The following is a 24,461-nucleotide window of genomic DNA, read 5'->3' on the forward strand; positions in this document are numbered from 1 at the left end:
GCGGGTGTGACAGCCCAGCAGCAGGTCCAGAACGTCGGCAGCCAAGGCGGAGAGGCGTCCGCCGACGACGTACGCGACGTCATCATCGTCGGGTCGGGGCCGGCAGGGTACACGGCCGCGATCTACACGGCCCGAGCCAACCTGCGGCCGCTCGTGTTCGAGGGCGCGATCACCGCTGGCGGTGCGCTGATGAACACCACCGAGGTGGAGAACTTCCCGGGTTTCCCGGAGGGCATCCAGGGCCCCGAGCTGATGGAAAGCCTGCGCAAGCAGGCCGAGCGGTTCGGCGCGGAGCTCGTGCCGGACGACGTCACCGAGGTTGACCTCGCCGCCACCCCGAAGATCGTCAAGGTGGAGGACCAGGTCTTCCGGGCCAGGACGGTCATCGTCGCCACCGGATCGGCCTACCGCAAGCTCGGCGTGCCGGACGAGGACCGCCTGCTCGGCCGCGGCGTGTCGGCCTGCGCGACCTGCGACGGCTTCTTCTTCCGCGACCAGGACATCGCGGTCGTCGGCGGCGGCGACTCGGCGATGGAGGAGGCGACCTTCCTGACCCGCTTCGCCCGCTCGGTGACGGTGATCCACCGGCGGGACAAGCTGCGGGCCAGCGCCATCATGCAGGAGCGCGCGTTCGCCAACGACAAGATCCGCTTCCGGTGGAACTCCGAGGTCACCGAGCTGCTCGGCGCCGACAAGCTCACTGGCGTCCGCCTGCGCGACACCGTCACCGGCGAAACCGACGAGCTTCCCCTGACCGGCCTGTTCGTCGCTATCGGTCACGACCCGCGCACAGAACTCGTGCGTGGGCAGCTTGACCTGGACGGCGACGGCTATGTCCAGGTCGCCCACCCCACCACCCACACCAACGTGGATGGCGTGTTCGCCTGCGGCGACGTCGTCGACCACACCTACCGGCAGGCGATCACCGCGGCCGGGACCGGCTGCTCGGCCGCCCTCGACGCCGAGCGCTTCGTCGCCGCCAGCGAGGGTCCGACCGAAAGCGACGCGACCGCTTCCGCGGTGGCCGAGGTCCCCAGCGCGGCGGCACCCCGCGCCCCGCAGTCACAGCCGGCCTGACAGTCCCGTCCCACTTCCCGCCGCCCCACCCTGACCCGCGTTCTGCTCCACCATCGCACCCGGCACCACGCGAGCCACACCACCACCACCACGTTCACCAGAATCAGCAGGGAGATCAATAATGGCAGGCAGTACCGTTGTCGTCACTGACAACACCTTCGCGAGCGAGGTTCTCAAGAGCGAACTCCCGGTTCTGGTGGACTTCTGGGCTGAGTGGTGCGGTCCGTGCAAGATGGTCGCCCCGGTCCTCGAGGAGATCGCCAAGGAGCACGGCGACAAGCTGCGCATCGTCAAGCTCAACATCGACGAGAACCCGCAGACCGCGCGGAACTACCAGATCATGTCCATCCCGACCATGGCCGTCTTCGTGAAGGGCGAGGTCGACAAGAGCATCGTCGGCGCGAAGCCGAAGGCCGCTCTGCTGCGCGATCTCTCCGAGTACATCTGACCTACCGGCGCGCCGCGGGACCAGCGCCCCCGAGCAGGGGCTCTCCCGCGCGCGTCGCGCTTCATCGACGGCCCGCCGTGCCTCACCGCCGGCGGGCCGTCGGCGTTCACCGACCTGAACGGCACCTTCACCGCCTCTCCGGCACCCCGCCCGCACCGGTCAGTGTCGGAGGTTCCCCTTCCTGGCAGGTCAGGACCACATGGTCATGGCCTAGGCTTGAGATCCAGCAGATCCGGCATTCGTGGGTGGGGAGATCAGTCCAGCGATGCGGTGGTTGCGAGCTGCGGTCTCATCCATATGCACGGTGAGGCGGCCGAGCTGAAGGGTTCATGGACGTGAAGCTGCTGCGGCTGGGAGACCAGGCTCCGATCATCGCCGAGGTTCGAGAGACCTTGACACACCTCGGATTTCTGCCGGCGACACCCCGACAGGCCGGTGGACCGGCAGTGGCCGGTGTTCTCCCCGGCGCTGCCGACCCAGGCTCATCGACCGACACGGGCTCATCGACCGACACGGTCCAGTCGGCTGACGCGGTGCCGTCCGGCTCGGTGGCGCCTGCGGTACCCGTGGACCCGTCCACTGGCCAGCCGACCCCGCCGACGACGACAGCTTCACCCAGCACCCCGCCCGACCAGTTCGATCGGACCCTCGACCGGGCGCTACGCGCCTTCCAGCAGAGCCGTGGTCTGTCCGTCGACGGCATCCTCGGTCCGGACAGCACCCGCGCGCTGGAGGAAGCCCGGCGCAACCTCGGCGACCGGCTGCTCTACCACAGCGCCGCGCACCCGTTTGTCGGTGACGATGTGGCGGCGCTCCAGGAGCGCCTGTCCAACATGGGATTCGATGTCGGGCGCACCGACGGAATCTTTGGCCCACGCACCGAAGGCGCGGTGCGCGACTTCCAGCGCAACCGGGGCCTCCAGCCCGACGGCCGGTGCGGCCCGCAGACCCTGGGCGAGCTGACCCGCCTACGTCGCACGGTGACCGGCGGCCGTCCGGATGTCCTACGGGAGTCCGTGCGCCTGCTCGCCCGCGGCTCGTCCCTGCTCGGTGTCGTCATCGCCCTGGATCCCGGCCACGGCGGCGACGACACCGGCATTGTCAGCAACGGGCTGTACGAGCGTGACCTCATGGCCGACCTGGCCGACCGGCTTTCGATCAGGCTCACCGACTCCGGCCTGGAGTCAGTCCTCATCCACGGTCCGGATGAATCCCTGACCGAACAGGAACGCGCGGTCCGTGCCAATTCCCTCGAGGCCGACCTGCTGATCTCCCTGCACGCCGACGGCAGCGACTCACCGCAGGCTCAGGGCATCTCGGCCTACTACTACGGGACGACCCGCGGATCGTCGGCAGTCGGTGAGCGCTTCGCGCAGCTCGTTCAGCGTGAGATCGTTTCGCGCACCGACATGCTGGACTGCCGAACTCACCCCAAGGCCTGGGATCTACTCCGCCGGACCCGCATGCCTGCCGTCCAGCTGGACCTCGGCTATCTCACCAACGAACATGACGCCCAGGCGCTCGGGAGCGCACAGTTCCGCGCCGCGGTAGCCGAGGCAGTCCTGGCCGCGACGCAGCGCCTGTTCCTTCCGCCCGAGCTCGACGCGCCCACTGGTCAGCTCCACGTCCCCCGCGTCGCCGGCCGGGCCTGAACGACAACCGCGGCCGCGCGCCCACCTCACCCCAGATGTCCACGCCCCACCCGGCGCCGCGCCGCTCAGGCCGCTCCAGTCGGCGACGTTCGGCCGGCCACGTTCGGCCGGCCACGTTCCGGTCCCCCGCGCCATTCGGACTCACAGCGGATCTCGCGCCGCCCTGACTCTCGACGCCGAACTCATATCGCCGTATCTGCGGCTGCTTCAGACCCCCACGTCGGACGGACCGCCGCCAGATGGCCCACATCAGATCGCTTCGGTTGGACGGCCCAGCGACGACTCGCTTCGGCCAGCCGGCCGCACCAGATAGCTCTGGGCAGGCGACCGCGTCGGATGCCCCGGCGCTGATACCCCACGGACCAGAGCCGATCGACGCACGTCGGCGGCGTTCCCGGCGAGCTCGGCCGCGGCGGGGGAGAGTGGTTTCACGTGAAACTCCCCCGGCGGCCGGCCCGGGATCACGGCAGGTCCGCCTAGGCTGAGTCCCGTACGCTGCCGCCCATCGAGATCGGGGCGGTGGTCCCGAGGCCGACCGCTGGAGAGCCTTTTCGATGAGCCGCCGCATCGCGAACATCACCTTGGACAACATCGACGACTTGCCCCTGCCCTGCCGTCGGTGCGTGTTCTGGGAACTCGACCCGGTTGCCCGTAGCCGCGCCGAGGAGGCTGGCACCTCGGAGATCGAGAAGGAGGCATGGGTCTCGTCGGCGCTTCTCGAGTGGGGCAGTGTCGGAAAGATCGCCTATATCGAGGAAGCGCCAGCCGGCTTCGTCATGTTCGCGCCGCCGGCGTACGTTCCCAGATCTGCGGCCTTCCCGACCAGTCCGGTCTCGCCGGATGCCGTACTCCTCATGACCGCGCTCATCCTGGAGGAGTTCCAGGGCCAGGGCCTCGGCCGCATCCTCACGCAGGCAGTCGCGAAGGACATCCAACGCCGAGGGTTCAGGGCCGTGGAGGCCTTCGGTGACGGCCAGAACTCGGGGGCCCGATGCGTGGTTCCGGCCGACTACCTGCTGTCCGTGGGATTCAAGACGGTCCGGCCACACCACCGGTGGCCCCGGCTGCGCCTCGAGATCAAGAATGCCGTCAGCTGGCGTGAGGACGTGGAGGTCGCCTTGGAGCGCCTGCTCGGTTCGATGACTCCCGAGGGCGTGCTACGCAAGGTGGGTCAGGCGGGACATCCAGCCTGACCGACTCCGCATGCCGGCCGCACCATCCACCGCGGATGCTGCGGCCGGCCCGACGCTAGGGACGAGAAAGGTCGTCGGCTCCAGGGGACATCACGGCCACGATGCGCTCGAGGTCCTCGATCGAACCGAACTCGACGGTGATCTTTCCCTTGGACCGGCCCATATCGACCTTCACTCGGGTCTCGAACCGATCAGAAAGCTGATCAGCGAACCGGGCGAGCACGGGCGAGGCCGCCCGAGGCCCACTCGGCGCTCGTTTGCGGGGCGTGTCCTCGCCCAACGCAACGATCTCCTCTACCGACCGGACCGACAGACCTTCCTCCACGATGCGGGTGGCCAGGCGATCCTGGGCCTCGGAATCCCGCAATGACAGCAGTGCCCGCGCATGCCCGGCGGACAACACCCCTGCGGCCACGCGTCGTTGCACCGCGGGGGACAGGCCCAGCAGCCGGATGGTGTTCGTGACATGCGACCGGGAGCGGCCCATCCGGGTCGCGAGCTCCTCGTGGGTCGCCCCAAAGTCCTGGAGCAGCTGCTCGTAGGCGGCTGCCTCCTCCAAAGGGTTGAGCTGCTGCCGGTGCAGGTTCTCCAGGAGGGCATCGCGCAACATCGCATCATCGGTCGTGTCCCGCACGATGGCAGGTATCACGGTGAGTTCGGCAAGCTGAGATGCCCGCAGACGCCGTTCACCCATGACAAGCTCGAAGCGTTCCCCAGACGTCGGCCGCACCACGATCGGCTGCAGCAGGCCTACTTCGCGCAGGCTCGCGGCCAGTTCCTCCAACGCCTGCTCGTCGAAGTTCGTCCGCGGTTGACGTGGGTTCGGGTCGATGGCATCGACGGACAACTCTCGGAAGGTGGCTCCGTGCACCGGCAAGGGGCCAGTGCCGCCGTCGGTTGGCCGGCCCGAATCATCCCGCCCGCCGTAACCGCCGGAGGAGTAGTCGAGATAATCCTCGCTACCCAGCCGTCCCTCCTCCGACTGCGGCGCCACCGGAATCAGCGCGCCGAGTCCGCGGCCGAGACCGCTGCGGCGGGCGCTCACCTCGGCACCTCGGTCGGCTGTACCCCTCGCTCCGCCAGCTCCCGGGCCGCTGCCAGGTAGGACAGCGAACCACGCGACGTCGGATCGTAGGTCAGCGCGGACTGGCCATAGCTCGGGGCCTCAGCCAGCCGGACGTTGCGGGGGATGGTCGTGCTCAGTACCCGGTCACCGAAATGCTCCTTGACCTCCTGGACCACCTGATCGGCCAGCCTGGTGCGTGAGTCGTACATGGTGAGCAGGATCGTCGACAGGCGCAGGTCCTGGTTCAGGTGTGCCTGGACGAGTTCCACGTTGCGCAGCAGCATGCCCAGGCCCTCCAGCGCGTAGTACTCGCACTGAATAGGGATGAGGATCTCCCGGGCCGCAACCAGCGCGTTGACCGTCAGCAGCCCGAGAGACGGCGGGCAGTCAATGAAGACGTAGTCGATCTCCCGTTGTAGTCCCGCGATGGCCCGGCGCAGCCGGTTCTCCCGGGCTACCAGCGACACCAGCTCGATCTCCGCGCCCGCGAGGTCGATCGTCGCCGGGGCGCAGTACAGCTCCGGGGCCTCCGCCGAGGGGACGATGACCTCGTCCAACGGACGGTCGCCCAGTAGCACCTCGTAGATCGAGGGCACCCCGGAATGGTGCTCGATGCCGAGCGCCGTCGACGCGTTGCCCTGCGGGTCGAGGTCGATCACGAGGACCCGTACTCCATGCGACGCGAGCGCCGCAGCGAGATTCACCGTGCTCGTCGTCTTCCCCACGCCACCCTTCTGGTTGGCGACCGAGATGATGCGCCGCCGGGTGGGTCGCGGGAATGGTTGTCGTCGTTCTGCCGCCAAGGCTTCCACTGCTGCTGCCGCCGCCGCTCCGATCGGGGTCGACCGGTCCAGGGGATCCAGCGAGGAGAGCGCAGATTCGTGGCTCCGAGCACTCCCGCCCATCGATCCGTCCCGACCGATCAACGCTGTTTCACGTGGAACGAGACTGCCCACGTGTCGGCCGGTCGCGACCGGCCTCTCGTGATCGCCGCGAATCCCGCGCCGTTCGTCTGACCTGTCTGCCATCGTGTCGCTCACCGTCGCCGCGCCCTTTCTTGCTCTCGGCCCGGGCAAGCTCGGCCGCTCGCACGGCACGGAGGACTCGGCTGGGTTCGTCCACCCGGCCCTCCCCGCACACCACGACATCGACTGGATGCCAACCCTGGGCTCCGAGACTGCCGCGCGCGTCCTGCAACTCTGCCAGGATCCTCGAACCGCGCATCGCCAGCATGACACCATCCGGTTGCAGCATCGGCAGGAGGATTGCACCCAAGCGCTCGAGCGGGGCGACCGCGCGCGCGACGACCACCCCGAATCTACGACCGTCCGGGCCGATTCCGGCATCCGGCGCGCGGCCCCGGCGCACCGAAACCTGACTTTCCAGGTCGAGTGCGGCGATCACCTCCTGCAGAAAAAGGCAGCGTCGTTCCATCGGCTCGAGCAGCTCAACCCGCACGTCGGATCGGGCCAGCGCGAGCGGAATGCCTGGTAGACCGGCCCCGCTGCCTACGTCGACGACGTCGGCATCCGCCGGAACCGCCTCAGCGATCACTGCGCAGTTGAGGACGTGGCGCTGCCAGAGCCGGTCGGTCTCCCGAGGTCCGATCAGTCCACGTTCCACCCCGGCGGTCGCGAGAAGCTCGGTGTAACGGATCGCCTGCGCGAGACGTTCACCGAAGATCTCCCCCGCGACCGGCGGAACGGGCAACTGAGGTGTCTCCGACGGCGGTGGCTGAGGGCTGGATGACCCGGATGTTCGGTCCGCGTCGCTCATCGCACACCTGCCTGGGTACGCCCGACCAGGCCGATGGCCTGCACCAGAGGTCCGTCACCACAGGCCGTGGGCCGGTGGATGAAACCCGGCGGGAGTCCGAACGGACGGTGGCCTGCGGTGGCAACCACGACAGGTACCGAAGACGAAGTCGATGAACCATGCACCCGACCAGCATCCTCGACGGGTCTGGACCTTCGACAACCGCCGTAGTTGAGGATCGGTTCGGTCGCCCAGCGAAGCCGGAGCCGCAAGGCCGTGCACCGTGACCACCGCGGCGATCCGGCCCGGGCGGGAGCCGCCGGCACGGGTAGGGGAGCCGGCCCGACGTGGGAACCAGCGCAGAGTGGGAGAGCCAACGCGGGCGGCGAATCCGTCTCGGGTCAGTGCTGGGAGGGCCGCGCGTCCTGGGCAGTGACCGAAGCGGCGTCCTGGGTGCAGCGGTCGTAGCGGGTCAGGGTGCCGGTGAGGCGGAAGGCCCAGCTCCGGTTGGCGCACCAGCCGGCGCGGGTCAGCGCGGCCAGTTGGCCGGACAGGTCGCGCTGCTCGATGTCGAAGACAAAGACGATCAGGTGCCGTGGCTGGCTCGGCCGGCCGGCGATCTGGGCGGTCAGAGGAGGCGTCGATCCCCCGAAGAAGAGTGTTTCGGCTCGGGAGATCCGGGGCGGTAGCGCCGATGGGTCGCGCGAACCGTCGGCGCTGACCTCCATCGCGTACAGCCAGCCGGGGCGGGCGAGGCGCCCACCGACGGCCACCACATCATCGGGGCCGGCGACCCGGCGGGTGGCGATTGCCGCGTCGACCATGAGATCCAGGCCGCGCATCCGGTCGCGGTGGTCCCACAGCAGCCGGCTGCCGGCAAGAGAGTTCCCGGCGAGGAGCCCGCCGGAGCCGACCAGCCCGACCAAGGCGACGGCGACAAGGGCGACGGCGATCAGCGCGCAACCTCCCGCAGGTGCGCCGGGCCGGGCCGCGGCGCTTGGCCCCGAGGGTCGCGCCGAGCCATCCGGAGCGTGCAAAAACGGCGAAAACTCAGATAGTGATCGTGAGATTACGATTGATCCAGGGGTCAGGGTAGGGTCCGCACCAGACGACCCCTCAGCATCGATCTGAGGGGCCTTACCGGGGCTCTGCTGCCTTAGGAACAGCACGAGCCATCGCAACACCCGCTCGACACCCACCAGAACCACAACGATCAGCATGGGGACGGCGAACGCATTGGTCCGTGTAGGGCCGAAGGGCCAGTAACGGCCGGCACTCGCCGCCAACATCATCAGTTCGGTGCCGGCGAGGGCCGCGAGCAGGAGCCGTCCGTCCGGGCGGGCGGCGAGGGTCCACCCACCGATGGCGCCGGTGCCGGCGATGACCAGGCCAAGCAGTACCGCCACCCACGGGCCGAGGGAGCCCAGGGGCAGCGCGCCGTGGACGAGGCTCGGATCGAAGCGGTCGATGCCTGGCGGGGAGCCGGTCAGAGTGAGGCGGAGCTGGTCGGCGACGAAGCGGATCGCATCGAGTGGTCCGCGGCCGGCCAGGAACTGTCGGTCCCAGTAGACGCCGTTGCGCTGGCTGGACTGGTGGGCGACGAACACGACTGTGTGCAGACCGGCGAGCACCAGCGCGGGCGAGCACTCGAGCAGCCGCCACCGTCGCTGCGGGCCCCGCCACAGATCGACCGCCGCCAGCGGCACGATCAGAAAGATTCCCGGCACGGCGAACAGGGCGAGCACACCTGCCGCCGCCCGCCGCGCAAGCCGACCCTTGTCCGACCCCGCCGACCCCGCCGACCCCGCCGACCCCGCCGACCCCGCCGACCCCGCCGACGGACGATACGTCCGGCTGGCGCGCTCGCCCGCATGATCCGACGGCGAGTCGACCATCCACAGCGCGAGGATGGCAGTGGCTGCCAGCGTCTCCAGGGCGTACGGCTTGAGCTGGGTCGCGAGATCGAGAAAAGTCGAGTTCAGACAGACCCAGCAGGCCGCCGCCACCGCGGCGGTGACACCGGTGAAACGACGGGCCACGATCACGATCACGGCGCCCAACAGTGGGACGGCGACGAAGCCGGGCAGGCGCAGTGCCCAGCTGTGCCAGCCAAAGACGTCCCCGGACAGCCGGGTGAGTCCGAACCAGCCCAGCGCTGACGGGGTGTTCGCGACCGCGAGCTCCGCCCACAGCGACCTGGCCGGCTCGCTGACCACATGGGCCCGCCAGATCTCGTCGTACCAGAACGGCCTGCTCAGGTAGGCCTGTAGCAGGCCGAGCACGCCGACGATGACCGCCGTGACGCCGACCGCGGCCAGCGCCGTCGCCCGCCGGGCGGGGCGCAGCCGCACGGCGGCGTCAGTCAAGCAGGATGACGACCCGCCTGCTCGGTTCCTCACCCTCGGACTCGCTGTGCACACCATCGATCTCGGCGATGACGTCGTGGACGACCTTGCGCTCGAAGGGCGTCATCGGCGCTAGCGTCTCCGGTTTGCCCTGCTCCAGCGCCTGCGCTGCCACCTTGGTGGCGATCTTGCGCAGTTCGATCCGGCGCCTGGCCCGGTGACCGCCGACGTCGAGCATCAGCCGGCTACGGCTACCGGTCCGCTGCAGGACGGCGAGCCGGGTGAGTTCCTGCAACGCCTCGAGTGTCTCCCCGCCCGTCCCGATCAGCTTGTCCAGCCCGTCACCGACCACGGCCACCACTGCCCGGCCGCTCTCGACGTCCAGGTCGAGGTCGCCGTCCATGTCGACGATGTCCAGCAGGCCCTCGATGTAGTCCGCGGCGATCTCGCCTTCCTGCTCGAGGTCCGCGAGGCGTCGCTTCTGCGGGGAGGCTTCCGCCTCGGAGGCGGTTTGCTCGTCGGTGACCTCGGCTCCATCCACAGCCAGGTCGGGTGCCGAACCGGTCATCAGTGCTTCTCCAGGGGAACGGGGGGCGGCGGAGCCGAGATTACGGGATGCCCCCGCCCGGAGACATCATCGGGGTCGCCGGTGGGGGTCTTCCCGGTGGCCGGCCGACCTTTCCCGGTCACGAATCAACCGTGCGGCCGGACGGAGCGACGGTCAACGGCGTCCGCCGGGCCGTTTGCCCTTGCCACGCTGCTTTTTGGCCGGGCGGGATCCACCGACCTGCCGGCGGACACCGGCGGGCACCGACGCGGTGCGGCTGGTGCTGTCCGCTGACGTGCTCGAACCCGCACCTGTACTCGGTTGGCCGGCCGGCTGCGAACCGCCGTCCGCTGCCGTGCCCGTGCCGGCGGAACTGGCCGCGCTGGCAGAGCCCGGCGAACCGGAGGGACCGGCTGTCGCCTCGGTCGGTTTCTTCGCCGCACGGGCCGCGCCGCTGCGTGAACGGGTGCCGGGAGGGGCCGTGGACGACTTCGCCGCCGCGCTGGTCGTCTCCGCGGAACCCTTGGTCAGGCTGGGTGCCGTGGCGGCCGCGGGCCTGGGCCGGTTCTTCGACTTGGCGCCGGCGCGCACGCCGGGTGCGGGCCGGGCCGCAGCGACTGCCGTGCCGTCGGTGGACGGACGAGCCCCGGCCGGACGGCCACTCGCGGACAGCGGCTTGATCGGCGGCATCTTCTTGATAACGAAGAACTGCTGCCCCATGCTCCACAGGTTCGTGGTCAACCAGTAGAGCAGCACGGCGATCGGGAACCGGAAACCGAACACCGCCAGCATGATCGGCGAGCCGTACAGCAGGACCTTCTGGACCAGGGCCTGCTGCGGGTCGACCGGGCCGTTGCGGGCCATGATCTGCCGCTGGGTCATGTAGGTCGTGAGACCCATCAGCACGATCAGGATGACCGCGAGCACCCTGACGTTGGTGGTGTTGATGTGGAGCAGATCCACCAGCTTGGAGTCCGAGTTGAAGGAGCTCGCAAGCGAGATCCCACCGATCTTGGCCGAGGCGATCTGCTCCACCTGGTCCGCGGACAGGCCGACTCGCGGCCGCCACTGCCCGTCGACCGGTGCCAGGTGGGTGAAGACGTGGAACAGCGCGATGAACAGCGGGATCTGCAACACGATCGGCAGACAGCCGAGCAGCGGATTGCCGTGCTCCCGCTGCAGCGCCATGATCTCCTGCTGCATGCGCGGCTTGTCGTGCCCGTACTTCTCCCGGATCTCCTTGATCCGGGGCTGCATCATCTGCATCGTGCGCTGTGACTTCACCTGCTTGACGAACAGCGGGAAGATCAGCAGCCGCACGCAGACGACCAGCAGGACGACCGAGAAGGCCCAGGCGAAGAAGTTGTTCTCGCCGAGGATCGGGCCAAAACCCTTGTGGAAGAAGACAATCGCGTTCGCGGCAAGATGGTAAAGGGGGTCCAGCAACGTTCCTACTCCTCACGCCCACGGTCCGCGACCGGAACTGACGATCTCGGCCCGCGTCCCCGCATTCGGCGGGTGTCCACACCCGCGGGACGGCACGCCCGGTTACCGAGCGCACATACGGGTTCAACCCTCCTGGGGTCGCGAACGAGCCGCGACCTCCCGATGGTTCCCACCGGCCGGTCACCAGGCACTCCGCGCTCGCCGCCGGACTCCTGCGCGGCACCGGGAACCGGGTCGTAACCACCGGCGGACAACGGCTGGCACCGCAGCAGGCGGGCGCAGGCGAGCAGGCCGCCGCGCACTCCACCGTGGCGACGCACGGCCGCGAGCGCATAGGCGCTGCACGACGGCTCGAAGCGACACATCCCGGCGTTACGCGCCGACCAGGCCGCGCGGTAGAACCGGACGAGCCAGCCAAGCGTCCACGCGAGCGGCCCGCGCACCGCACCGGCAGGCGTTCGGGCCAACCGGGGCAGCCTGCGCTCGACCGGAGCACTGGCCAGCAGCAGATCAGCGGCCATCAGCCCGGCGATCACCATGGCGGCGACCGGCCACGCCGTCACCGGGTATCTCCACCGGTGGCGGGCGGCCGGGGACCGGCCATGGAGCGTGCGGCCCGGGCGAGCGCGTCGTCCAGCGCCTGACCGAGACGGTCGGAGCTGGCCGTGGCGGCATCGGGAAGGGCGCGCACGACGATCATGCTGCCAGGCGGCAGCGACCGAAGTCGGGTACGCATCTGTTCGCGCAGCCGGCGACGCACCTGGTTGCGCACGACTGCCTTGCCCACCCGACGACCGACGACGAATCCGGCTCGCGCCGGCTCTCCACTGGCCGTCCACACGCTGTGGACAACCAGTGGACCGGAGCGTGCCCGTCGGCCCGCGGAGCCGACCAGGGCGTGATCGGCCCTGGACCGGACGCGGGAACCCACGGGAAGCATGATCGGTCGCGCTGCGACAGGAACCCGCCGTCAGGCGGAGAGTTCGCTGCGGCCCTTGCGTCGACGCGAGGAGAGGATCGAGCGACCGGCGCGGGTCCGCATCCGCAGACGGAACCCGTGCGTGCGGGCCCGCCGGCGGTTGTTCGGCTGGAAGGTGCGCTTGCTCACGTGAGAACTCCGTCTGCAGGGTGGACGCGGGCGGTGATCTTCGCGGCCGAGGGGCGGACCGCTGCACACGGCCCCCACTCCACACGGCCGCGCTGGCACATCCCACGACAAACGAAGCGGTCTAACACCGCGGTTCGACCTAGCGTACACATGCCCGCGCCCACGCCGGCCCGGTGGCCGCCCCGATCGGCGGGCCATCGCGGCGCTACCCGGGGTCGGGCGGTGCCCGGACCGGCGCACATTCGTCGCCATACCGACGGCCCCGACACGGCGGGTGAGCCCGCGCCTTACGATCCAGAGACGACAGGACACTCGTCGGCGTGCGCCAGACCACACCAGCTCGGTTCGTGCTGGTCGTCTCCGGCGGCGAGCCGGGCATCCTGACCTGTGGAAACGCCTGTGGAGAGGGCGAACGCCAGCACAGCGCGGCGCCGCGGCCGAGGGCCGGCCCGCTAGCGCCGGGACCCACCCGATGCCGGCAGCCGGCGCCACGCCGGGTGCCCCACCGCGGCCATGCACAGGTTGTGGACGACGATGTGGAGAACCATCGGGATGAAGCCGCTCGGCCACCACCGGACCAGGACCACAGCCGCCGGCCCGACCAACCCACCCACACGTGGGACCGTATCGCCCGCAACCGTACCGAACTGCCCGAGGAGCCCCCGTGTCCAACTCCCGCGCCGACTCCGTCGCCGGTCTGCCGTTCGGGGACGAGCCGGCGGGTGACCCGGATCTGGCCGCGGTCTGGCGCCAGGCGGTCTCCGGCGTCGCGGACGGCACGCTGTCCGCCCAGCAGCGGGCCTGGCTGCGCCTCACCCGCCCGCTCGGCCTCGTGCAGGACACGGCTCTGCTGGCCGCTCCGAACGAGTTCACCAAGGAGCTGCTCGACTCCCGGCTGCGCCCGTTCCTGTCCACAGCCCTGTCCACAGCCTATGGACGTGACATCAGGGTCGCGGTCACGGTCGAGCACCTGCCCGATCCGGAACCGATGAGCGGACCGATCCGGATCGTGCGCCCCGGCGGGCCTGGCGCCGCCGACCCGTCGGTGAGTCCCGGCGGGATCGGAGCGAGCGACTCGTTCCCGGCCTCCGGTGGCAACCAGGGCGCTGGCGCTGGTGGCGCGAGAGGCAGCACACCGGTCAACGGCGAGCTGCCCTTCCCCGAGGCGGCCGGCGCCGATCCGCTGCCGGCGGACGCCCGCGGGGCCGACGCCCACAGCACGGGCTATTTCGGCACGGACGCCCGCGGCACCGATTTTCCCGGGGCCGACGCCCGCGGTACGGACTCCCGCGGTACCGATGCGCGGGCCGAGAGCATGCCCGCGATGCGCGTGGGTGCGGGCCTTGGCCGAGAGGCTCCCTCGCCCGCCACGGAGGCCGAGCCGGCTCAGGCCCGACTCAACCCACGCTACATTTTCGAGACGTTCGTCATCGGTGACAGCAATCGTTTTCCCCATGCCGCCGCGGTCGCCGTCGCCGAGGCGCCGGCCAAGGCATACAACCCGCTTTTCATCTATGGCGACTCCGGTCTCGGAAAGACACATCTGCTGCACGCGATCGGCCATTACGCCCTGAAGCTGTACCCGAACACCCGAGTAAAGTACGTGAGCTCGGAGGAGTTCACCAACGACTTCATCAACTCGATTCGGGACGACCGTCAGCAGGCATTCCAGCGCCGCTACCGTGACGTCGACGTTCTCCTCGTCGATGACATCCAGTTCCTGGAGAACAAGGAGCGGACGCAGGAGGAGTTCTTCCACACCTTCAACGTCCTGCACGACGGCGAGAAGCAGATCGTCATCAGCTCCGACCGTTCCCCCAAGCAGCTCTCCGCCCTCGAGGACCGGCTGCGCAGCCGTTTCGAGTGGGGCCTGATGACCGACATCACCCCGCCCGACCTCGAGACCCGCATCGCGATCCTGTCGAAAAAGGCTGCCACCGAACGTCTTCCCGTGCCGCCGGACGTCCTCGAGTACATCGCCACCCACATCGAGCGCAACATCCGCGAGCTCGAGGGCGCGCTGATCCGGGTCGCGGCGTTCGCCAGCCTGAACAAGTCCCAGGTCGACCGCACCCTCGCGGAGATCGTTCTGCGTGACCTGATTCCTGACGCCGGCAACCCCGACATCACCGCCGTCGAAATCATGAACGCGACGGCCGCCTATTTCGGTGTCTCCATGGACGACCTGTGCGGCACCTCCCGCAGCCGTGTCCTGGTCACCGCCCGGCAGATCGCCATGTACCTGTGCCGCGAGCTCACCGACCTCTCCCTACCCAAGATCGGTCAGCATTTCGGTGGCCGTGACCACACCACGGTGATGCACGCCGATCGCAAGATCCGCGGCCTTATGGCCGAGCGGCGGGCCATCTACAACCAGGTCACCGAGCTGACCAACCGTATCCGTCTACAGGCCCGCCAGCCCTGATCCGCTCGCCGGCCGCCATGCGGGTTCCAACCGCCGGCCAGCTCTGATCCCAGCCACCAGTCCGCTCTGATTCCTGCTGCGGGCCTGTTCTGATTCCACCCGCGGGTTCCCGCCCTGATTCCACCCACGGGTCCCCGGGGTGTTCCAGGTCGACGGCGGCAGGGCCTTTGTCGGCTGCCCGCATGTCTGACGGGCTCGCAGCCCTCCGGTGGCTGATGCGGCTTTCAGCTCCATGGCCGGCCCCGAGCCAGGCTCCGCCACACGGGTCTCCGTCGAGGGTCGGTCGGAAACGAACACCTCCACGGTGGCCCGTGTGCGTCCTGCGTTGCCGTGCCCCCGGTAAAAGCGCCGCAGAACGTGGCCATGGTCGTGGGAACGCGCCCGATCGGAGAAACAGGGCAGCGGGTCCCACGACGAGTGGCTGGATCTCCCGCGGGTCGACGCCGGGCTCGATCGCGAGAAGAAGATCGGCTGCCTAGGGGCGGACGGCGTCCTCGCCTGCCACCGGCCCGCGGCCAGGCCCGCTCCAGGGATCACCCGACACCGACGGGGGATGAGGACGGGAGCCGGCTGGCGAGGGGTGGCTGTGGTCCGGCGGTGGGCGCCTCGCGGTGATGGCCTGGCGTGGGCCCGGCGTGGGCCGGCCGGCCCGATGGATGCGGTGGGAACACGGCGTGGTCCACCCACAGCTTGTGGAAAAAGTTGTGGATAGTAAGCGATTAAATCGGTGGAAGCGGCCGTGGACAGACTGTGGATAACTCGGGGATCCAGTGTGGAGGGACAGTGTGGTCCCTGTGGACACGATTCCGGCCTGTGGATATCTCCTGCGCCGATCCACAGCGGCCCCCACAGGTTTTGCACCGGCCTACTGGGCCTCTGACCTGCGAAAACTCGAGTTATCCCCAGTTTCCACACCCCCTACTACGACGGCTCTTAAGATCTCAAATTTAAAAATCAAGAACTGCAAGTACTAGGGGATGTGGAAAACTCGCTTCAAGATCGCGAATCCGAAACGATCATGATCGAATCGCTGGACGATCAAGCTTCTTCTGATCAGGAAGCAAAGGCGCGATCAGGCCGCCGGAGGAAGATCGGCCGTCCGCTGTCGCGGGCTCCTGCCAGCGGCTGGGGCTGGGGCCAGCCGCCCGTCGGTGGCGCCTGGCACTCTGGGATGCTGATCGGTGTTCCCAACGGAACGACTCCGAACGCCGGTGAGAACGAGCCGGTGGGAACGACAGGAGGGGCTAACCATGAAGTTCCGGGTGGAACGGGACGAATTCACCGAGGCGGTCGCCTGGACCGCCCGCACGCTGCCGAGCCGGCCGACCACCCAGCTGCAGGTGCTGTCGGGACTCCTGCTCGACGCCACCGGCCCGCTGCTCAAGGTCGCGGCCTACGACTACGAGGTCGCCGCCCAGAGCACGGTGCACGCCACCGTCGAGGAGGAGGGCCGGGGCCTCGTCAACGGCAAGCTGCTGGCCGAGATCACCCGAGCTCTCCCCGCCGCTCCGGTCGACCTGTCCGTCGATGGCACCAGGCTCGTCCTGATCTGTGGGAACGCCCGGTTCGCGCTGCCGATGCTCCCGGTGGACGACTACCCGACGCTGCCGGCGATGCCCCCGGTCACCGGGCACATCGAGGGCTCCGCCTTCGCCGCTGCCGTCGCGCAGGTGGCGATCGCCGCCGGCCGTGACGACACCCTCCCGGTCCTGACCGGTGTGCGGATCGAGATCGAGGGCGACTCCCTCACCCTGGCCGCGACCGACCGCTACCGCCTCGCCGTGCGCACGCTGAAGTGGCGTCCCGCCGGTGAGGCCAGCGAGTTCGCCGGCGCCCCGGCCACGGTCGCGCTGGTGCCGGCCCGCACCCTGCTGGACACGGCCAAGTCGCTGTCCGGGTCGGGTGTCGAGGTGTCCATCTCGCTGGGCGCCGGGCCGTCCGGGGAGACACTGGCCGGCTTCGCGGGTTCGACCCGGCAGACCACCACCCGGCTGCTCGAAGGTCAGTTCCCGCCGTTTCGCAAGCTGCTGCCGGACAGTTCACCGCTGATCGCCCAGCTGGAGATCGCCTCGTTGCAGGAGGCCGTCCGACGGGTGGCGTTGGTCGCGGCGAAGACGGCACCGGTGCAGCTGTCGTTCTCCCCGGATCACCTGGTGCTCGAGGCCGGCACCGGCGGTGAGGCGCAGGCCACCGAGACACTGCCGGTCAGCTACGACGGTCCGGAGCTCTCCGTCGCGTTCAACCCGTCGTACCTGCTGGACGCGCTGGGTGCCCTGGAGTCCGACGTGGTGCGGATCGGCTTCGCCAGCGCCGACGATCCCACTGTCGCGGCGAGCAAGCCGGCGATCCTCACGGGCAAGCTGGCCGCCGACGACAACGGCGAACTACCCGACTACCGGTACCTGCTGATGCCGATCCGGTTGAACGGATGACGTGCATCTCACCCATCTGTCCCTCGTCGATTTCCGGTCGTACCCGTCGCTGGAGCTGACGCTGGGTCCCGGGGTTGTCACGTTCGTGGGCAGCAACGGCCAGGGCAAGACGAACCTGCTCGAGGCGATCGGCTATGTCGCGACGCTGGCCAGCCATCGGGTGTCCGCCGATGCCGCCCTGGTGCGTGACGGTGCGTCACGGGCGGTGGTGCGGGCACGGATCGTGCGCGGCGACCGGGCGGCGCTGGTCGAGCTGGAGATCGTCCCAGGACGGGCGAACCGGGCAAGGCTGAACCGGGCACCGGTGTCCCGGGCGCGCGACGTGCTGGGCCTGCTGTGCACGGTCCTGTTCGCACCCGAGGATCTCGCGCTGGTCAAGGGTGACCCGGCTGGACGGCGGCAGTTCCTCGACGAACTGCTGGTCGCCCGCACGCCGCGGCTGGCCGCGGTGCTCGCCGACTACGACCGGGTGGTCCGGCAACGTTCGACGCTGCTGCGCACGGCCGGCGCGGCCCGACGTTCCGGCGGTCGGGGTGACCTGCGCACCCTGGACGTCTGGGACGGCTACCTGGCCACGCACGGCGCCGAGGTGCTCGCCGCCCGGCTGGCGCTGGTCGAGGCGCTGCGGCCGGCGGTGGCCACCGCCTACCGGTCGGTCGCCGGCGCCGAGGTCCCGATCGCGTTGGAGTACACCAGTTCCATCGACTACCGCGCCGCCCTCTCACCCGGCGATGACGCGTCCACGGTCGGTTCCGCCGGTGGCGACCGGGCTCGGCTGGCGCAGGCCATCCACGAGGCTCTGGCCGCGGCCCGCTCCCGGGAGATCGAGCGCGGGATGACCCTGGTCGGACCGCACCGCGACGATCTGGCGCTGTCGATCAATGACCGGCCCGCCCGCGGCTACGCGAGCCATGGTGAGTCGTGGTCGCTGGCGTTGGCGCTGCGGCTCGCCTCGTTCGAACTGCTGCGAGCCGATGACCGCGAACCGGTCCTGCTGCTCGACGACGTCTTCGCCGAGTTGGACGCCCGCCGCCGGGCCCGGCTCGCCGAACTGGTCTCCTCCGCCGAACAGGTGCTGGTGACGGCCGCGGTGGCGGAGGACGTGCCCGTCGAACTGGCCGGTACCCGCTACACGGTTCTGGACGCGCAGGTGCGCCATGCCGGCTGACCCACCCGACCCGCCCGAGGTGTCCCCGGCGGCGGCCGCGGCGGCCGCCGCGCGCGGGGCGGATCTCGCCCGGCAGGTGCTCGCCCAGGCGAAGCAGGACGCGCGGGATCGAGCCCGGGGCCGACGTCCGACGCCGGACCCGAACCGGTCCGGAGCCGGTGGTGGCCAGGCGGGCCAGGACCGTGACGCGGGCGGCGGTGACCACCCTGCCGGCGGCGTGGCGGGCGTGGCGGGCGTGGCGGGCGTGGCGTTCCCCGGTGGCTCGGGAGGCCGGTTCCAAGGCGGCGGCAGCGGCGGTGTCGGTGGGCGGCGTCGAGCGGACGACGACGGCCAGCCGCCCCGGCTGCCGCAGCTGCCGGGGATCGCTCGGCCGGGGCGGCAGTGGCGGGAGCCGTTGGCGTTCGGGTCCGCGATCGGCCGGCTGCTCGCCTCGCGTGGCTGGCGGGAGCAGGCGGCGGACGCGAGTGTGCTCAGCCGCTGGGACGTCATCGTGGGGCCGGACATCGCCGAACGCTGCACCCCGGTGTCCCTGCGTGATGGCCAGTTGGAGCTGGTCGCCGAGTCGACGGCCTGGGCCACCCAGATGCGGATGCTGGCGCCGCAGATCCTCGTGATCCTGCACCGCGAGCTCGGCCCTCGGGTCGTCCAACGGATCACGGTGCGTGGGCCGACGGCGCCGTCCTGGCGTCACGGGTCGATCCGGACCGGCGGGCGTGGTCCCCGGGACACCTACGGTTGATCTCGTCCAGTCGCTCGTCGATCGGGCGTCGGCTGGCCTCGTGACGGCGTGGAAGCCCGAACGACGTCGGTCGGGTAGGGGAGTTCACCATCCCCTTGCTCGGGGCGCTGTGCCGGCGTCAGGGGTCACCCTGCGTCCGCCATAACGGGTCGCGAGGTAGACTGGTGGATACTTCCGCCCAGAACGAGGGGACCCGCAGCGTGGCCTACGACGCTAGTTCGATCAAGGTTCTCGAAGGTCTCGACGCGGTCCGCAAGCGTCCGGGCATGTACATCGGCTCCACCGGGGAGCGCGGCCTGCACCATCTCGTCTACGAGGTGGTCGACAACGCGGTGGACGAGGCGCTCGCCGGTTACTGCGACACGATCTCCGTGACCCTGCTGGCCGACGGCGGCGTCCGCGTGGTCGACAACGGCCGTGGCATCCCGGTCGGCATGCATCCGGTGAAGAAGGTGCCGACGGTCGAACTGGTGCTGACCACCCTGCACGCGGGAGGCAAGTTCGACGGCCAGTCCTACGCGGTCTCCGGTGGTCTGCACGGCGTCGGTGTCAGCGTCGTGAACGCCCTGTCCACCCGGCTCGACGTCGAGATCCAGGTGGACGGGCACGTCTGGTTCCAGCCGTATGTGGCCAGCCGTCCGGCGAAGCCGCTGGTCAAGACCGGTCCGTCGAAGAAGACCGGCACGTCCGTCACGTTCTGGGCGGACCCGGAGATCTTCGAGACCACCGAGTACAAGTACGAGACGCTCTCCCGGCGGCTCCAGGAGATGGCCTTCCTCAACAAGAGCCTGTCGATCACGCTGATCGACCAGCGCGGCGAGGAGGAGCTCCAGTCCACCTACCGCTACGAGAACGGCCTGGTCGACTTCGTCGTCCACCTCAACGCCACCAAGGACGCGATCCACCGCAGCGTGATCTCGCTGGAGTCCAAGGGCACGGGCATCGAGGCCGAGCTCGCGATGCAGTGGAACGCCGGCTACTCCGAGTCGGTCTACACCTTCGCGAACACGATCAACACGCACGAGGGCGGCACCCACGAGGAGGGCTTCCGCGCCGCGCTGACCAGCGCCGTCAACGCCTACGCCAAGGATCAGAACCTGCTCAAGCCGGTCAAGGCCGGGGCCCGTGGCGGCGACGAGCGGCTCTCGGGTGACGACATCCGCGAGGGCCTGACGGCGATCATCTCGGTGAAGCTCGCCCAGCCCCAGTTCGAGGGGCAGACGAAGACCAAGCTCGGCAACACCGAGGCGAAGAAGTTCGTCCAGGAGATGTGCTACTCGGCGCTCAAGGACTGGTTCGAGGTGAACCGGACCGAGGCGCGGGCGATCGTCAGCAAGTCCCTCGACGCGCAGCGGGCCCGGATCGCCGCCCGCCAGGCCCGGGACCTCACCCGGCGCAAGGGTCTGCTCGGTGGCACGGGGCTGCCCGGCAAGCTGTCGGACTGCCAGTACACCGACCCGGAGCGCTGCGAGCTGTACATCGTCGAGGGTGACTCGGCGGGTGGCTCGGCCAAGGGTGGTCGGGACTCCAAGTTCCAGGCGATCCTGCCGCTGCGCGGGAAGATCCTCAACGTGGAGAAGGCCCGCATCGACCGGGTCCTGAAGAACACCGAGGTCCAGGCCCTGATCCAGGCGCTGGGCACCGGCATCCACGACGACTTCGACATCGCCAAGCTGCGCTACCACAAGATCGTGCTGATGGCCGACGCCGATGTCGACGGTCAGCACATCCGCACGCTGCTGCTCACTCTGCTGTTCCGGTTCATGCGTCCGCTGGTCGAGGCCGGTCACGTCTTCCTGGCCCAACCCCCCCTCTACAAGATCAAGTGGGGTCGGGAGGACTGGGAGTACGCCTACTCCGACCGCGAGCGCGACGGTCTGCTCCAGCGCGGGGTGGAAGCCGGGCGCAAACTGCCCAAGGACGCCATCCAGCGGTTCAAGGGTCTCGGCGAGATGAACGCGACCGAGCTGTGGGACACCACCATGGACCCGGACCGGCGCATCCTGCTGCAGGTCACCCTGGACGACGCGGCCGTCGCCGACGAACTGTTCTCCGTGCTCATGGGCGAGGATGTCGACGCTCGTCGCAGCTTCATCCAGCGCAACGCCAAGGACGTGCGTTTCCTGGACATCTGAGCCAGCGCACCCCGGGACGGCTGCCTGTCCCCCTGACGACTGATCCCTCTTGCCCTGGAAGGACCCCGTGGTCGACGTCCTGCCGCCACCCCCCGCTGACCGCATCGAACCCATCGGTATCGAAGTCGAGATGCAGCGGTCGTATCTCGACTACGCCATGTCGGTCATCGTCGGACGCGCGCTGCCCGAGGTACGGGACGGGCTCAAGCCCGTCCACCGTCGGGTGCTGTATGCCATGTACGACGGCGGCTACCGCCCTGACCGCGGGTACTTCAAGTGTTCCCGTGTCGTCGGGGACGTCATGGGTAACTACCACCCCCACGGCGACACGGCGATCTACGACACCCTCGTCCGGCTCGCGCAGAGCTGGTCGCTGCGGTATCCGCTGGTCGACGGCAACGGCAACTTCGGTTCGCCGGGCAACGACCCGCCCGCGGCCATGCGGTACACCGAGGCCCGGATGGCCGCGCTGGCCATGGAGATGCTGCGCGACATCGACCAGGAGACCGTCGACTTCGCGCCGAACTACGACGGCCGTTCGCAGGAGCCCCTGGTCCTGCCCAGCCGGTTCCCGAACCTGCTGGTCAACGGGGCCGGCGGCATCGCGGTCGGGATGGCGACGAACATCCCGCCGCACAACCTGCGTGAGGTCGCCGCCGGTGTGCAGTGGGCGCTCGACCACCCCGACGCGACCGACGAGGAACTGCTCGAGGCGCTGCTCGGCCTGGTCAAGGGCCCGGACTTCCCCACGTCCGGCCTGATCGTCGGGCGCAGCGGCATCGAGGACGCCTACCGGACCGGTCGCGGCAGCATCCGGATGCGGGCGGTCGTCAACGTCGAGGAGAACAAGAGCCGCACCCAGCTCGTCGTCACCGAGCTGCCCTACCAGGTGAACCCGGACAACCTCGCCGAGAAGATCGCCGAACTGGTCCGTGACAACAAGGTCACCGGTATCTCGGACGTCCGCGACGAGACCTCGGCCCGTATCGGTCAGCGCCTGGTCATCGACCTCAAGCGGGACGCCGTCGCCAAGGTCGTGCTGAACAACCTGTACAAGCACACCCAGCTGCAGGACACCTTCGGCGTCAACATGCTGGCGATCGTCGACGGGGTGCCGCGCACGCTACGCCTCGACCAGATGATCCGCTACTACGTCGAGCACCAGGTCGACGTCATCGTCCGACGCACCCGTTACCAGTTGCGCAAGGCCCGCGAGCGGCTGCACGTCCTGGACGGTCTGCTGATCGCGCTCGACCATCTGGACGAGGTGATCAGCCTCATCCGCAACGCCGAGTCGGCGGAAGCCGCCCGCGGCCAGCTGATGCAGCGCTTCACGCTCTCGGAGATCCAGGCGACCGCGATCCTGGACATGCAGCTGCGCCGCCTGGCCGCCCTCGAGCGCCAGCGGATCATCGACGAGGCCGCGGAGCTGCGGGCCCGGATCTCCGAGCTGGAGGCGATCCTCGCCTCACCGTCCCGCCAACGGGAGATCATCGGCGAGGAGCTCGCCGAGGTCGTCGAGAAGTTCGGCGACGAGCGACGCACCCGGCTGGTGCCGTTCGAGGGCGACATGTCCATCGAGGACCTGATCGCCCGCGAGGATGTCGTCGTCACCGTCACCCGCGGCGGCTACGCCAAGCGCACCAAGACCGACCTCTACCGCTCGCAGCGTCGCGGCGGCAAGGGCGTGCAGGGCGCGGCGCTGCGCGAGGACGACATCGTCGAGCACTTCTTCGTCACCACCACCCATCACTGGCTGTTGTTCTTCACGAACAAGGGACGGGTGTACCGGGCGAAGGCGCACGAACTGCCCGAGCAGGCCCGCTCGGCCAAGGGGCAGCACGTCGCGAACATCCTCGCCTTCGGCCAGGACGAGCGGATCGCCGAGGTCATCGCTCTGCAGGACTACGAGGTGTCGCCGTACCTGGTGCTCGCCACCAAGCGTGGCCTGTGCAAGAAGACCTCGCTGCGCGATTTCGACTCCAACCGGGCCGGCGGCCTGGTGGCGATCAACCTGCGCGACGACGACGAGCTGATCGCCGCCCGCCTGGTCGCCCCCGGCGACGACCTGCTCCTGGTCAGCCGCAACGCCCAGTCGATCCGCTTCCACGCCGACGACGACCAGCTTCGCCCGATGGGCCGGGCCACCTCCGGTGTGATCGGCATGCGCTTCGACGCCGAGGACGAACTGCTGTCCATGGACGTCGTCGTCCCCGACAGCACCGCCGACCTGTTGGTCGCGACCTCCGGCGGCTACGCCAAGCGGACGCCGCTGGCGGAGTATCCGGTGCAGGGCCGCGGTGGCAAGGGTGTGCTCACCGCTAAGATCGTCTCGACCCGCGGCGGGCTCGTCGGTGCGCTGGTCGTCGAACCGGACGACCAGCTCTACGCGATCGCGTCCAACGGAGGTGTGTTGCGCACTGTTGCCCAGGACGTCCGCCGAGCGCAGCGCCAGACGATGGGCGTGCGCCTCATCGATCTGGAATCCGGTGTGCAGGTCGTCGGGGTGGCGCGTAATGCTGATGTGGAGGACACCGACGCCAGCGACGGTTCCCCGGCCCAGGACGGCTGAGTCCCGGACCGTGGAGCTCGACGCCGGGCGGCGGCCGTCCGCGTCGCGGTGCCGGCCCCGGCAGCGCGTCCAGGTGGCACCGCGCGATGCGGTCGCGTGGCAGGGGCGGGCGCACGAGCGGCGTGCGTCGCCCGGAAGCGAACCGGGAGTGGTCCGTGAGCGACAGTCAGGATGACCGGCCTGACCGGCCGGGCGCCCAGCGCGGCGCTGCCTCCGCCGGCTCCGATCGTGCTGGTTCCGATCACGCCGATCCGGAACGTGCTGGTTCGGAACGTGCTGGTTCGGATCGTGCGGGTTCGAAGGATGTGGGCCCCGGTCGTGGCGCGTCCGGCGGCCGGTCGTCCGCCGGTGGC

General features: G+C 69.5%; 19 protein-coding genes. 10 read left to right on the forward strand and 9 right to left on the reverse strand.

Annotated elements, in window-relative coordinates:
- Nucleotides 1–6: 6 nt before the first annotated feature.
- The 4 genes from trxB (at nt 7) to MXD59_RS04415 (ending at nt 4,370) form a co-directional block, all read left to right on the forward strand.
- Nucleotides 7–1,077: a thioredoxin-disulfide reductase gene (gene trxB, locus MXD59_RS04400; RefSeq protein WP_248823533.1), complete on the forward strand. Its 1,071-nt coding sequence runs from the start codon at nt 7–9 to the stop codon at nt 1,075–1,077.
- Between the two features lie 121 nt (nt 1,078–1,198).
- Nucleotides 1,199–1,525: a thioredoxin gene (gene trxA, locus MXD59_RS04405; RefSeq protein WP_163547971.1), complete on the forward strand. Its 327-nt coding sequence runs from the start codon at nt 1,199–1,201 to the stop codon at nt 1,523–1,525.
- 335 nt (nt 1,526–1,860) lie between these two features.
- Entirely contained in the window at nt 1,861–3,177 is a 1,317-nt protein-coding gene (locus tag MXD59_RS04410) for an N-acetylmuramoyl-L-alanine amidase (protein ID WP_248823534.1), read from the forward strand.
- A 554-nt stretch (nt 3,178–3,731) separates the two neighbouring features.
- Nucleotides 3,732–4,370 carry a GNAT family N-acetyltransferase gene (locus MXD59_RS04415; protein WP_248823535.1) on the forward strand — a complete coding sequence of 213 codons (639 nt, stop codon included), beginning with the start codon at nt 3,732–3,734 and terminating at the stop codon, nt 4,368–4,370.
- Between the two features lie 55 nt (nt 4,371–4,425).
- Here the strand turns inward: MXD59_RS04415 and MXD59_RS04420 are convergent, their stop codons facing one another.
- The 9 genes from MXD59_RS04420 to rpmH form a co-directional block, all read right to left on the reverse strand.
- On the reverse strand, nt 4,426–5,415 hold the full coding sequence (locus MXD59_RS04420) for a ParB/RepB/Spo0J family partition protein (protein ID WP_163549393.1): 990 nt from the start codon (nt 5,413–5,415) through the stop codon (nt 4,426–4,428).
- On the reverse strand, nt 5,412–6,161 hold the full coding sequence (locus MXD59_RS04425) for a ParA family protein (protein WP_308222661.1): 750 nt from the start codon (nt 6,159–6,161) through the stop codon (nt 5,412–5,414). Before MXD59_RS04425 ends, MXD59_RS04420 begins: the two co-directional genes overlap by 4 nt.
- Before the next feature lie 208 nt (nt 6,162–6,369).
- On the reverse strand, nt 6,370–7,212 hold the full coding sequence (rsmG, locus tag MXD59_RS04430) for a 16S rRNA (guanine(527)-N(7))-methyltransferase RsmG (protein WP_372511907.1): 843 nt from the start codon (nt 7,210–7,212) through the stop codon (nt 6,370–6,372).
- 380 nt (nt 7,213–7,592) lie between these two features.
- A complete protein-coding gene (locus MXD59_RS04435; RefSeq protein WP_248823537.1) occupies nt 7,593–9,557 on the reverse strand; it encodes a hypothetical protein in 1,965 nt (654 codons plus the stop codon).
- Nucleotides 9,550–10,104, reverse strand: coding sequence for a Jag family protein (locus MXD59_RS04440; protein WP_163549390.1), 555 nt, complete (start codon nt 10,102–10,104; stop codon nt 9,550–9,552). The genes MXD59_RS04435 and MXD59_RS04440 overlap by 8 nt, the downstream gene beginning before the upstream one ends.
- A 153-nt stretch (nt 10,105–10,257) precedes the next feature.
- Nucleotides 10,258–11,529, reverse strand: a complete 1,272-nt coding sequence (yidC, locus tag MXD59_RS04445; protein ID WP_248823538.1) for a membrane protein insertase YidC — start codon at nt 11,527–11,529, stop codon at nt 10,258–10,260.
- A 5-nt stretch (nt 11,530–11,534) separates the two neighbouring features.
- Nucleotides 11,535–12,092: a membrane protein insertion efficiency factor YidD gene (yidD, locus tag MXD59_RS04450; RefSeq protein ID WP_248823539.1), complete on the reverse strand. Its 558-nt coding sequence runs from the start codon at nt 12,090–12,092 to the stop codon at nt 11,535–11,537.
- Nucleotides 12,089–12,469: a ribonuclease P protein component gene (gene rnpA / locus MXD59_RS04455; RefSeq protein WP_248823540.1), complete on the reverse strand. Its 381-nt coding sequence runs from the start codon at nt 12,467–12,469 to the stop codon at nt 12,089–12,091. The genes yidD and rnpA overlap by 4 nt, the downstream gene beginning before the upstream one ends.
- Before the next feature lie 30 nt (nt 12,470–12,499).
- Nucleotides 12,500–12,637 carry a 50S ribosomal protein L34 gene (gene rpmH / locus MXD59_RS04460; RefSeq protein ID WP_163549387.1) on the reverse strand — a complete coding sequence of 46 codons (138 nt, stop codon included), beginning with the start codon at nt 12,635–12,637 and terminating at the stop codon, nt 12,500–12,502.
- A gap of 664 nt (nt 12,638–13,301) precedes the next feature.
- On the opposite strand from rpmH, the gene dnaA reads away from it, so the two are divergent.
- The 6 genes from dnaA (at nt 13,302) to gyrA (ending at nt 24,108) form a co-directional block, all read left to right on the forward strand.
- Nucleotides 13,302–15,062 carry a chromosomal replication initiator protein DnaA gene (gene dnaA / locus MXD59_RS04465; protein ID WP_248823541.1) on the forward strand — a complete coding sequence of 587 codons (1,761 nt, stop codon included), beginning with the start codon at nt 13,302–13,304 and terminating at the stop codon, nt 15,060–15,062.
- A 1,250-nt stretch (nt 15,063–16,312) separates the two neighbouring features.
- The gene (dnaN, locus tag MXD59_RS04470; protein WP_248823542.1) at nt 16,313–17,494 is read left to right on the forward strand and encodes a DNA polymerase III subunit beta; all 1,182 of its coding nucleotides are present in this window, start codon (nt 16,313–16,315) and stop codon (nt 17,492–17,494) included.
- Nucleotide 17,495: 1 nt separating this feature from the next.
- A complete protein-coding gene (recF, locus tag MXD59_RS04475; RefSeq protein ID WP_248823543.1) occupies nt 17,496–18,662 on the forward strand; it encodes a DNA replication/repair protein RecF in 1,167 nt (388 codons plus the stop codon).
- Nucleotides 18,652–19,401, forward strand: coding sequence for a DciA family protein (locus MXD59_RS04480; RefSeq protein WP_248823544.1), 750 nt, complete (start codon nt 18,652–18,654; stop codon nt 19,399–19,401). Before recF ends, MXD59_RS04480 begins: the two co-directional genes overlap by 11 nt.
- 200 nt (nt 19,402–19,601) lie before the next feature.
- Nucleotides 19,602–21,536 (forward strand): DNA topoisomerase (ATP-hydrolyzing) subunit B, encoded by a 1,935-nt coding sequence (gyrB, locus tag MXD59_RS04485; RefSeq protein WP_163549569.1) that lies wholly within the window; start codon nt 19,602–19,604, stop codon nt 21,534–21,536.
- A 67-nt stretch (nt 21,537–21,603) separates the two neighbouring features.
- Nucleotides 21,604–24,108, forward strand: a complete 2,505-nt coding sequence (gene gyrA / locus MXD59_RS04490) for a DNA gyrase subunit A (protein WP_248823545.1) — start codon at nt 21,604–21,606, stop codon at nt 24,106–24,108.
- The last annotated feature ends 353 nt before the right edge of the window (nt 24,109–24,461 follow it).

This window comes from Frankia umida (assembly GCF_023242945.1).
Classification (GTDB): domain Bacteria; phylum Actinomycetota; class Actinomycetes; order Frankiales; family Frankiaceae; genus Frankia; species Frankia umida.

Bases quoted from the DNA above. Each gene is read 5' to 3' on its own strand.
- rnpA (WP_248823540.1), bottom strand. From the start codon at position 12,469: ATGCTTCCCGTGGGTTCCCGCGTCCGGTCCAGGGCCGATCACGCCCTG.
- trxA (WP_163547971.1), top strand. From the start codon at position 1,199: ATGGCAGGCAGTACCGTTGTCGTCACTGACAACACCTTCGCGAGCGAG.
- MXD59_RS04415 (WP_248823535.1), top strand. From the start codon at position 3,732: ATGAGCCGCCGCATCGCGAACATCACCTTGGACAACATCGACGACTTG.
- rsmG (WP_372511907.1), bottom strand. From the start codon at position 7,212: ATGAGCGACGCGGACCGAACATCCGGGTCATCCAGCCCTCAGCCACCG.
- MXD59_RS04440 (WP_163549390.1), bottom strand. From the start codon at position 10,104: ATGACCGGTTCGGCACCCGACCTGGCTGTGGATGGAGCCGAGGTCACC.
- dnaN (WP_248823542.1), top strand. From the start codon at position 16,313: ATGAAGTTCCGGGTGGAACGGGACGAATTCACCGAGGCGGTCGCCTGG.
- MXD59_RS04480 (WP_248823544.1), top strand. From the start codon at position 18,652: ATGCCGGCTGACCCACCCGACCCGCCCGAGGTGTCCCCGGCGGCGGCC.